At 66.8% G+C, this 9,954-nt stretch carries 6 protein-coding genes and 1 pseudogene; 2 read left to right on the top strand and 5 right to left on the bottom strand.

Features of this window, described 5'->3' with window-relative positions; genetic code table 11:
• From QZS21_RS11005 to QZS21_RS10995, 3 genes and pseudogenes are all read right to left on the bottom strand, one after another.
• A pseudogene (locus tag QZS21_RS11005) lies at nucleotides 1–206 on the bottom strand (hypothetical protein); the annotation flags it as partial.
• A 148-nt stretch (nucleotides 207–354) separates the two neighbouring features.
• Nucleotides 355–2,769 carry an O-antigen ligase gene (locus QZS21_RS11000; RefSeq protein WP_295583333.1) on the bottom strand — a complete coding sequence of 805 codons (2,415 nt, stop codon included), beginning with the start codon at nucleotides 2,767–2,769 and terminating at the stop codon, nucleotides 355–357.
• Between the two features lie 21 nt (nucleotides 2,770–2,790).
• On the bottom strand, nucleotides 2,791–3,921 hold the full coding sequence (locus QZS21_RS10995) for a glycosyltransferase (RefSeq protein WP_295583331.1): 1,131 nt from the start codon (nucleotides 3,919–3,921) through the stop codon (nucleotides 2,791–2,793).
• Between the two features lie 111 nt (nucleotides 3,922–4,032).
• Between QZS21_RS10995 and QZS21_RS10990 the strand changes: the two genes are divergently transcribed.
• Both QZS21_RS10990 and arcC read left to right on the top strand, forming a co-directional pair.
• On the top strand, nucleotides 4,033–5,412 hold the full coding sequence (locus QZS21_RS10990; protein ID WP_295583329.1) for an undecaprenyl-phosphate glucose phosphotransferase: 1,380 nt from the start codon (nucleotides 4,033–4,035) through the stop codon (nucleotides 5,410–5,412).
• Between the two features lie 92 nt (nucleotides 5,413–5,504).
• Nucleotides 5,505–6,449 (top strand): carbamate kinase, encoded by a 945-nt coding sequence (gene arcC / locus QZS21_RS10985; protein ID WP_295583327.1) that lies wholly within the window; start codon nucleotides 5,505–5,507, stop codon nucleotides 6,447–6,449.
• A gap of 249 nt (nucleotides 6,450–6,698) precedes the next feature.
• On the opposite strand, the gene rpoN is transcribed toward arcC, so the two are convergent.
• Together rpoN and QZS21_RS10975 are read right to left on the bottom strand one after the other, a co-directional pair.
• Complete coding sequence (gene rpoN / locus QZS21_RS10980) at nucleotides 6,699–8,057, bottom strand: RNA polymerase factor sigma-54 (RefSeq protein ID WP_295583325.1); 1,359 nt, start codon at nucleotides 8,055–8,057, stop codon at nucleotides 6,699–6,701.
• Entirely contained in the window at nucleotides 8,044–9,438 is a 1,395-nt protein-coding gene (locus QZS21_RS10975; protein WP_295583323.1) for a sigma-54-dependent Fis family transcriptional regulator, read from the bottom strand. Before QZS21_RS10975 ends, rpoN begins: the two co-directional genes overlap by 14 nt.
• Nucleotides 9,439–9,954 lie beyond the last annotated feature (516 nt).

Genomic DNA, 9,954 nt, shown 5'->3' with positions numbered 1-9,954 from the left:
GCCTGGGACGCGGCGGACACCCCCGCCGCCCGCTCCTGCCGCTCCTGGGCCAGGGCCTCCTCTGCCGCCGTCCGGGCGGCCGCCAGGTCCTCCGCCCCCTGGCGCAGCGCCTGGTCCAGCTTGGCGTTGTCGGCGTTGAAGTCCGTCCGCAGAATCCGGTCCTCCGGCGCCCATTGGTTGAGCTGATAGTGTGTGGTCTTGTCCATAGGTCCCCTCCCAAAATGCTCCTTAGATTTGTCATGCAAAGATAACCTATCTATGGGGACCGCAGGCGGGGGCGGGGCACGCCGCCGTGCAAGCCGGTGCAGCAAACAAACAGCCCCCGCGAAAGCGGGGGCTGCTTAACGGCGTGATTCAGTCCAAAACGCTGGAGAAAATGGCCTGGGCCACCTCGCCGGGGGCGCCCTCCAACGTCTTCGCGGTGTCCAGCAGGGTCTGGTTGCCCTCGTCCAGCACCGCCGGGGCCATCAGCACGGCGTTGGCCGCGTCCAGCTTCTCCCCGGTGGCGAGGACCCCCGCCACGAAGTCCGCCAGATACTCCGGCTCCAACTGGGTGGCCACGCTCTGGAACAGGTGGAAGGCGCTGTTCCACGCGTCGGGGTTGGAGCGCTCCTGGGCAAGCCCCGTCTGGATGGCGGAGAAGAAGCTCTCCATGTCCCGCAGGGGCAGGTAGTAGTAGGAGGCCACGTTGTAGCAGGCGTCGTACTCCTCCGTGGCCAGCAGCTGCCGGGCGCAGCGGGAGGCGGTGCCCCGGCCGGTGGCGGTGTTGGTCTGCAAGGCGTTGGCCATCAAATTCACCTTGTAGCCGGAGTCGTCGTACACGTCCAGCCGGTCCATGGTCTCCAGGGCGGACATGAACGCCGCGGCGGTGATGTCGTGGTCGGTGTCCAGGGCCCGCATCTTCTGGGCGGCCAGCAGGTGCCCGCCCAGAAGCCCCGCGAACACCGCCACGGTGCACAGCAGCGCCCCGTGGGCGGCGCGGCGCCGCAGCGCGGAGCGGGGGGCGGTCTCCCCCGGCTCCCAGCACCGCAGGATCAGCACGGCGAAGAGGACGAAGACCGCCGACTGGTAGATCTGAGTGGACCAGACCACCTCCGTCATGGAGTGGGCCGCCATCATGGTCAGGCAGGCCGCCAGCATGGCAAGCAAGGGGTCGGCCTCCATTTTCCGCCGCCGGATCAGCAGCCACAGCGCGCTTCCCAGCATCCCCAAAAAGGCGGCCAGGCCCAGCACGCCCGCCTCGTCCATGATCTGAATGAACTGGTTGTGGATGTACTTGGACTCATAGTAGAAGCCCTGGACGGAGGTGAGCTGGCCCTCCACGCCGCCCACGCCCCAGCCGATGAGGGGGCTCTCCTGCCACAGCTTCAGCCCGTCCCGGAAGAACACCAGGCGCTGGATGAAGTTCTGGTTGGCCCACAGGCCCTGGAGGCGGTTGGCGGCAAAGTCCGGCAGCAGTTGGTAGCCCAGGGGCACCTCCGTGCCGTCGGACAGGGCCACCCGCTGCAAATCCCCGTCGCCGCCGAGCTGGAACCACACCACCCGGCTGCCCTCCGGCACCGTGAAGGCGGCGGCGGACAGGGGACCCTCATAGAGCACGGTGTTGGTGTGCATCATCAGCTCGGACTCGTTCTGGCTGTAAATCAGCGCCTGGGCGTCGATGCCCTCGTAGGAGACGGTATACGTCCCGGCGTCGGGGTAGACCGCCCGGGAGAGGGTTTCCGCGGCGTCCAGGGTGATGCCGCCGGTGAGGTTGAAGGCCAGCAGCACGTAGGCCGCCAACAAAATCACCAGGGCCGCGGCGGCCCCGGCCACCGCCTTGTCCCGGCCCTCCAGCAGCGACAAAAGCCGCCTGCCGGCATAGTGGTCCAGCGCCCAGATGCCCAGGCCGCACAGGGGCGCCAGGGCCATGGGGACCAGCCCCCCGGCTCCTCCGCCCCCCAGGAAGGGGGTGGCTGCAAAGGCGCACACCACCGTCACGGCGACGGATTCCAGCATCAGCAAAAACAGGGACAGGCGGCTGCCCTTGGCGGAGCAGAGCACGTACACCAGGCAGGTCAGGGCGAAGGCGCCCATGGCGCCCATGGAGAAGGAGAGGAAGAAGGCCAGCGCCTGGATGCCCAGACCCAGGGACACCAGCACCTCCTCCCGCCGGGACGCGGCCGTGCGCAGAAGGTAGAGGGAGATCACCAGGCCGAAGGCCAGCAGGCCGGCGGAGACGTTGGCGTTGCTGAAGATGCCGGTGATGCGCACGCCGGCCTCATATCCTATGGTGGCCATGGGATACCCGGCGTTGAACAGCGCCATCACCCAGGAGAACCCCCGGGTCAGCACCTGGAGGGAGGACCCGTCGATGCACAGCCACGCGATGAGGGCCAGCACGCCGTCCAGCGACAGCAGCAGCCGCCGCAGGTGCTCCTGCCGCACCCGCAGCAGCACCAGGCCGAAGATGGACAGCGCCGCCAGGATCTTGGCGCTCTCCCGGGCGGCGTAGAGGCCGAAGTGGGACCACAGGCCGGACAGCAGGCACACCAGGGCGTACAGCAGCACGGCAACGGTCAGGGGGGAGAGGCGGCGGCCCAGGTTGGCCGCGGGGGTCTTGCCCACGGCAAAGACCAGAAACACCGCCGCCATCACCACGGCGGCCAGTCGGCTGGTGCCGGTGATGGCGAAGAACAGCGCCAGCGGCAGCAGCCAGGGAAACACCGCGTCCAGAATGCCCCGGTCCGGGCGGAGGGCCGCCGGCGCGGGTTGCTTTTTATTTGCCAAAATGAATCACTCCTTGTCGTTTCAATGGACCGCCTCCGCCGGAAGGACCGGCCGGGGCGCCAGGGAGAGGTATTGCTCCATCACCTGGGGCAGCACCTGCTCCAGGGAGAAGGGGAGCACCGCCCGGCGGGCGGCGGCGCCCAGAGCGGCGCAAAGGCCCGGCTCCGCCAGCAGGCGCTCCACGGCGGCGCGGAAGGCGGCCTCGCCGCCGTAGGGGTAGAGCAGGCCGGTCTCCCCGTCGCGCAGCAGGTCCGTGTGGCCCTTCACTTCGCTGGCAATCACCGGAAGGCCCATGTACATGGCCTCCATCACGTTGAAGGGCAGCCCCTCGGACCGGCTGGCGGTCACGGCGGCGTCCGCCAGGGCGTACAGCGGCGCCATCCCGGCCACCTGGCCGGGGAACACCACCCGGTGCCCCACCCCCAGGGAGGCGGCCAGGGCGCGGCAGGTCTCCAGCAGGGCCCCCTGGCCCGGCAGCAGCAGCTTCACCCGCTCCGGCAGGTCCGCCAGGGCCCGGATCAGCAGGGCCTGGTTCTTTCGCTGGGAGAACTCCGCCGCGTACAGCAGCACGAAATCGGTTTTCTCAAAGCCGTATGTACCCCGCGGCCCCGGCGGGGCGGCGCCGTCCAGCCGGGAGAAGTCCACACCGATGCCGGGGATGGCCTCCACCCGGCGGCCCAGGCGGCAGCGCCGGGCCGTTTCATAGTCGTACGCGTTCATGGTGAGGAGCAGGTCCGTCTGGGGGGCGGTGAGGCGCTCGGCGGCGAGGAGGACCTGGCGCTTGAGGAAGGGGGTGCCGCTGTCGAAGAGGTAGCCGTGGGCCACGTTCACCACCGGAGGCCGGGGATGGACTCCCGCCGCCGCCCGGCGGGTGAAGAAGGCCGCCAGGGAGGTGTGGGTGGAGACCAGATCGTAGCCGTTCTCCGCCATCAGGCGGCGCAGCATCCCCTGGGCGCGGAAGTTGGCGGGGGCGGGCATCCGCTTTTCAAAGGGCAGCAAAAAAACGCGGTCCGCCTCGGGAAGGGGGGGCGGCGTGCCGCCGCAGGCCACGTGGACCTCCCAGCCCCGCTCCTGAAACGCCCGCAGGTAGGGTCGGTGAAAATTCGTGATGTGGGAACCGGTGGATGCGGTGAACAAAACCCGTTGCTTCATGGCGGTCCTTTCTTTGGGGGAGATTGTCACACCGCTTATTATATTTGACAGACGCCCCGATTTCAAGTAGAATGAAGCTGGATTTTGATTGAAACAGGTGAAAAAAACGCCATGATTAGAGAAAATCAACGGCTTTTGAACCAATTGAACGTCCTCAGTGACGGCGTTTTGGTTTTCCTTGCCATGCTGCTGGCCTACTGGGTCCGGTTCCGCCTCTTCAGCGGCACCACCTCCTTCCCCTTCCGCAGCTATCTCTATCTGGCGGCGGCGGCGGTGGCGCTGTGCCTGGGGACCTACGCCGTGGCGGGGCTGTACGCCTCCTACCGGGCGGTGCGGTTCCACAAGGAGGCCCAGACCCTGTTTTTGGCCACGGCGCTGGACACCATGGTGCTCATCACCGCCCTGTTCGTCTTCCGTCTCACCGAGATGTCCCGGTGGCTGCTGGTGTTCTTCTGCGTGCTGGCCTACGGCGCCCTGGTGAGCAAGCGGGCGCTGCTGCGGGTGACGCTGCGGCGCTACCGGCGCATGGGCTACAACCAAAAGCACGTTTTGGTGGTGGGAGACGGGGAGATGGCCGCGGCCTATGTGGACAAGGTCCGGGAGGACCGGGACCTGGGCTATCTGGTGGACGGCTACGTGGCCGGCAGGGACCGGCTGAAGAATGTGCCGCGGCTGGGGAGCTACGAGGAGCTGGAGGCCATTTTGGAGGAGCGGAACCCGGACGAGGTGATCGTGGCCATGGCGCCGGAGGAGTACGCCCTCACCGGGCGGATCATCAATCTGTGCGAAAAGACCGGCACCAAGCTGTCCCTGGTGCCCTTCTACGCGGCCTATATGCCCTCCAACCCCCAGGTGGACAATATCAACGGCCTGCCCATGATCAACTTGCGGCGGATTCCCCTGGACAACATGGCCAACGCCTTTTTCAAGCGGGCGCTGGACATTCTGGGGGCGCTGGTGCTGATCGTGCTGACCTCCCCCCTGATGCTCTTCGCCGCGGTGGGGGTGAAGCTCTCCTCCCCGGGGCCCATTCTCTTCAAACAGGAGCGGGTGGGGCGGAACAAGACGACCTTTTTCATGTACAAGTTCCGCTCCATGCGGGTGAACGCGGCGGAGACCACCGGCTGGAGCCGGGACCGGGACCCCCGGAAGACGAAATTCGGCTCCTTCATCCGCAAGTGCTCCATCGACGAGCTGCCCCAGTTCTTCAACGTGCTGCGGGGGGACATGAGCCTGGTGGGTCCCCGGCCGGAGGTGCCCTACTACGTGGATCAGTTCAAGGAGGAGATTCCCCGCTACATGGTCAAGCACCAGGTCCGCCCCGGCATCACCGGCTGGGCCCAGGTGAACGGCTACCGGGGGGACACCTCCATCAAAAAGCGCATCGAGTACGACCTCTACTATATTGAGAACTGGAACTTCTTCTTCGACCTGAAAATTCTGCTGATGACCGTGATCCGGAGCGTCAACAGCGAGAAGCTGGCCCAGTGAAAAAGAGACGGCACCGCCGTCTCTTTTTTTGCATAATCCGGCCTGCCCGGCGCAGACTGGAAGTATCATCAACAAGAAGAGGAAGTGTGACCATGCCGGAGAAAATCGTGATCGCCCTGGGGGGAAACGCCCTCCAGTCCAGGGACAGCGCCCCCACTGCCGAGGCCCAGCTGGAGGTGGTGAAGCGGACCTGCGAACATCTTGCGGAGATCAGCCAGCGGGGCTATGAGATGGCCGTCGTCCACGGCAACGGCCCCCAGGTGGGCCGCATCGTCCTGGCCAGCGAGACCGCCAAGGACGTGGTGCCCCCCATGCCCTTCGACGTCTGCGGCGCCATGAGCCAGGGCTATATCGGCTACCATATCCAGCAGTCCCTGAAATACGCCCTCAGCGCCCGGGGGCGGAATTACCCGGTGGTGACCCTGGCCACCCAGGTGGCAGTGGACCGGGCGGACCCCGCCTTCCAGACCCCCACCAAGCCCATCGGCGCCTTTTACAGCGCCGAGGAGGCCCGGGCGCTGGAAAAGGAGCGGGGCTACGTCATGCGGGAGGACGCCGGCCGTGGCTGGCGGCGGGTGGTGGCCTCCCCCCGGCCCCGGCGGATCGTGGAGATCGGCGCGGTGCGGCTGCTGTGGGACCACGCCATCGTCATCACCTGCGGAGGCGGCGGCATCCCGGTGGTGGAGAACCCGGACGGCACCCTGGAGGGGGTGGCGGCGGTCATCGACAAGGACTTCGCCGCGGAGCTGCTGGCGGAGGAAGTGGGGGCCGACGCCCTGCTGATTTTGACGGAGGTGGAGAAGGTGGCCGTCCGCTTCGGACAGCCGGACCAGGAGGACCTGGGCCACCTCAGCCTGGCGGAGGCCGCCCGGTACGCGGCGGAGGGCCAGTTCGGCGTGGGCAGTATGCTGCCCAAGGTGGAGGCGGCCATGCAGTTTGTCCGGGCCAATCCGGACAAGCGGGCCATCATCACCAGCCTGGACCGCTGCCTGGACGCCCTGGACGGCAAGACCGGCACCGTGGTGACTTTCGCGTAACCGCGTTTTTTAAGAGGACCGTCCGCCCGGGGGGGGCGGACGGTCCTCTGCTGCTGTTTCCAAGACCTTTTCGCGGCGCTTCGCCGCTCCGGTGGCAAAAGAGGATAAAAGCCTGCTGTGCCCCGGTGTGCCCGCGGCAAACCATCCCGCCCGGCCCGGCAGCGTACAACTGTGCGCGGCGGGCCGCCTTCCTGCACATCGCAGACTCCTTTGCGGCGGCCTCTGCGGAACAGTTCGCCTGCCGCCGCTTCACGGCTCCATCCGCGCCCGGACGCCGGAGGCACCCAGCCCCAGCTCCATGCGGTACTTCGCCACGGTGCGGCGGGCCACCGGCATGCCCTCCGCCGCCAGCATCCGGCACAGGCACTGGTCGCTGAGGGGGCGGCGGGGGTCCTCCCCGCGGATCAGCTCCAGCAGCCGGCGTCTCACCGCCTGGGCGGAGCAGTCCGACCCGCCGACGGCGCGGCTGAAAAAGTACCGCAGGGGATAGGTGCCCTGGCGGCACTGGAGGTATTTGCCCCGGACGGCCCGGGACACGGTGGAGGGGTGGAGGGCTACCGCCTCCGCCAGAGCGGCCAGGCTCATGGGGCGCAGGGCGCCGGAGCGGCCGGAGAAAAAGTCCCCCTGGGCCGCCAGAATGGCCTCGGCGCAGCGGCGGAGGGTGCCGCCCCGCCGCTCCAGGCTGCTGAGCACCCACTGGGCCTGCCGCATCTTTTGGCGCAGGTAGTCCCGGGTCTCCGGCTCCCCGGTGTCCCGCAGCAGCCGGGCGTAGTAGGGGCTGATGAAGACCCGGGGCAGGCAGTACTCGTTCAGCACCACCTGCAGCTCCCCGTCCTGGGGGACGATGAAGAGGTCGGGGCGGATGTACACCGGGGGCTCCGCCGCCTGGAAGACCCGGCCCGGATGGGGGTCCAGCCCGGCGATCAGCGCCTCCGCGGCCCGGAGCTCCGCCGGGGTGAGGCCCAGGGCCCGGGCGATGGGGCCGTAGTGCCGCCGGCCCAGCTCCGGCAGGAAGCCGCCCACCAGCGCCCGGAGGGCGGGGGTGGCCTGGCCCCGCCGCTCCAGCTGCAGCAGCAGGCACTCGGGCAGGCTTCTGGCCCCCACGCCGGCGGGTTCCAGGGATTGCAGGGTCTCCAGGGCCTGCTCCGCCAGGCCGGGGGGAAGGCCCAGAGCCTCCACCTCCTCCAGGTCCTCCGGGGCCAGGCGGCCGTCCTCGTCCAGCAGCTGGGCCAGGTACTGGGTGAGGGCCAGTAGGGGCCTTGGCAGGCGCCGCCGCTCCAGCTGGTCCCGGAGGAAGGCGGCCAGGCTCTCCGTCTCCCGGTCCGCCGCGCCCCGCTCCGGTGCCCCGCCGCCTGCCGCTCCGCCGTCCAGCCACGAGACCCGCTGGCGCAGCTCCTCATAGGCCCGGTGGAGGGCGGGGGCCTCCTCCTGCTCCAGCAGGGGGTTCTCCTCGCCTATGCGGCCCAGGTACGCCAGCAGCTCCTGGGTGTTCATCTGCAGGATCTCCATGGACTGCAGCAGCCGGGGCGTCAGCCTCAGCTCCTGCCGCAGCTCGGCCTTCAGCGCCACCAGCCCCCCGGGGGCCGCCGCCCCCTCAGCCGCGGACATATTTGGCCACCTTTCTCGCGGCGGTGGCCTGGGAGATGCCCAGCTCCCTGGCCACCGCCACCGTGGTGCCCCACCGGCGGTAGGACTCCCGGATGATCTGGCCCTCGTAGGCGTCCATCCGCTCCGCCAGGCTCCCCTCCCGGACCAGCAGGGCGGCGGGAGTGACGGTCTCCCCCGCGTATTCCGGCGGCAGGGCGGAGACGTCGATCACCGGGTCCTGGACGGTGATGACCACCCGCTCGATGAGGTTTTCCAGCTGGCGGACGTTGCCCGGCCAGTCGTAGTGCTCCAGAAACGAGAGAAACCGGGGGCCGAAGTTCAGTTGCTTGCCGTACTCCCGGCAGAACCGGGCCAGGAACTGGTGGGCCAGGGGGAGGATGTCCTCCTTCCGCAGCCGCAGGGGGGGAATGTGGATACGGATGACGTTGAGCCGGTAGAAGAGGTCGGAGCGGAACAGCCCCCGCTGCACCTCCTCCTCCAGATTGCGGTTGGTGGCCACGATGAGCCGGAAGTCCAGCTCGATCTTCTTGGTGCCGGACAGGCGCTCGATGGTTTTCTCCTGGATCAGCTGCAACAGCTTGGACTGGATGTGGAGGGGCAGCTCGCCGATCTCGTCCAAAAACAGCGTGCCCTGGTGGGCCAGCTCAATCTTGCCGATTTTGCCGCCGCTGGCGGCGCCGGTGAAGGCCCCCTTCTCATAGCCGAACAGCTCCGACTCGATGAGGTTTTCGTGGAGCACGGCGCAGTTCACCTCAATGAAGGGGCCGGAGGCCCGATCGCTCATGGCGTGGATGGCCTTGGCCACGGCGCTTTTGCCCACCCCCGTCTCCCCGGTGATGAGGATGTTGGCCTTGGTGTTGGCGGTGTTCTGCATCAGCGTCCACAGCCGCTGCATGGAGCTGCTCTTGAACACCAGGCTGGTGGAGGTGGCCCGGGTGCGCAGCTCCGCGATCTCCTGGGTGTACTGCTGCAAGGAGTCCTGCAAATGGCGGTAGTTGCGCTGGATGGAGTTGATCTGCTCCAGGGAGACGGTGTTGAAGCACACGGCGTATTTCAGCTCCCCCCGGTCGCCGAAGAGGGGGATGCCCACGGTCATCACGTTTTTGTGGATGTGGTTGATGGTCTGGGTGGTGGTGATTTTCTTCTGCTTCCGGATAACCTCCGCCGTGATGCAGGGGGAGAAGGTGCCGTCCGCCTCCAGGTCGAAGGCGGATTTGCCCACGATGGAGTTGTGGGCGAAGCCGAAGTTCCGCTCGTAGGTCTCGCTGACCCACAGAATGACGCCCTTGGCGTCGGAGAGCATCATGTCGTCCGCGGACACCAGGTTGTTCTCCGGACTGATGATGTCAAACAGGCCTCTGAGGTGAATTTCCTCTCCCAAAAAATTGGGGAAATTTGTGGAACGAGCCAAAAAACGCCCCCCTTTCCCGTCTCCGCGCCAGATGTATTCACTTTTGAGTATAGCATATTCAAAAGTGAATAAAAAGGGCGGCGGGCCCAAAAACCACGGGCGCTTTTCACATAAAAAGGAGGAAGTTTTTATCGGGTCCGCACAAAAGAGGAAGCGGTTTCGCAGAACGGAATCCCATTCCGTATTATTCAAAAGTGAATATACCCCCCGCCGGGCGGGGTCCGGCCCCTGTGAAAACTGTGAATAGTGCCCCGAAAAGGTCCCGCTCCTTTTGGCACTGTGCACAGAAAAAGCCCTGGGAAGGGGAAAAATACCGCTTGCGAAGTTGGCATATTTTTTGCTATAAGTAGAAACAGGGAATCAGGCGCACCGAGGCGGCCGCTCCCGCCGGAGACCGCGCATTGCCTTTACAAAAAATGACCAATATGAAGGAGGAGCAAACGATGAAAACGGCACAAGAGTATATTGAGAGCCTGCGGGCGCTGA

This window comes from uncultured Oscillibacter sp. (assembly GCF_900544955.1).
Lineage (GTDB): Bacteria > Bacillota > Clostridia > Oscillospirales > Oscillospiraceae > Oscillibacter.
The sequence above is the reverse complement of the archived record's forward strand: the minus strand, read 5'-3'. Positions and strand labels throughout refer to the sequence as shown.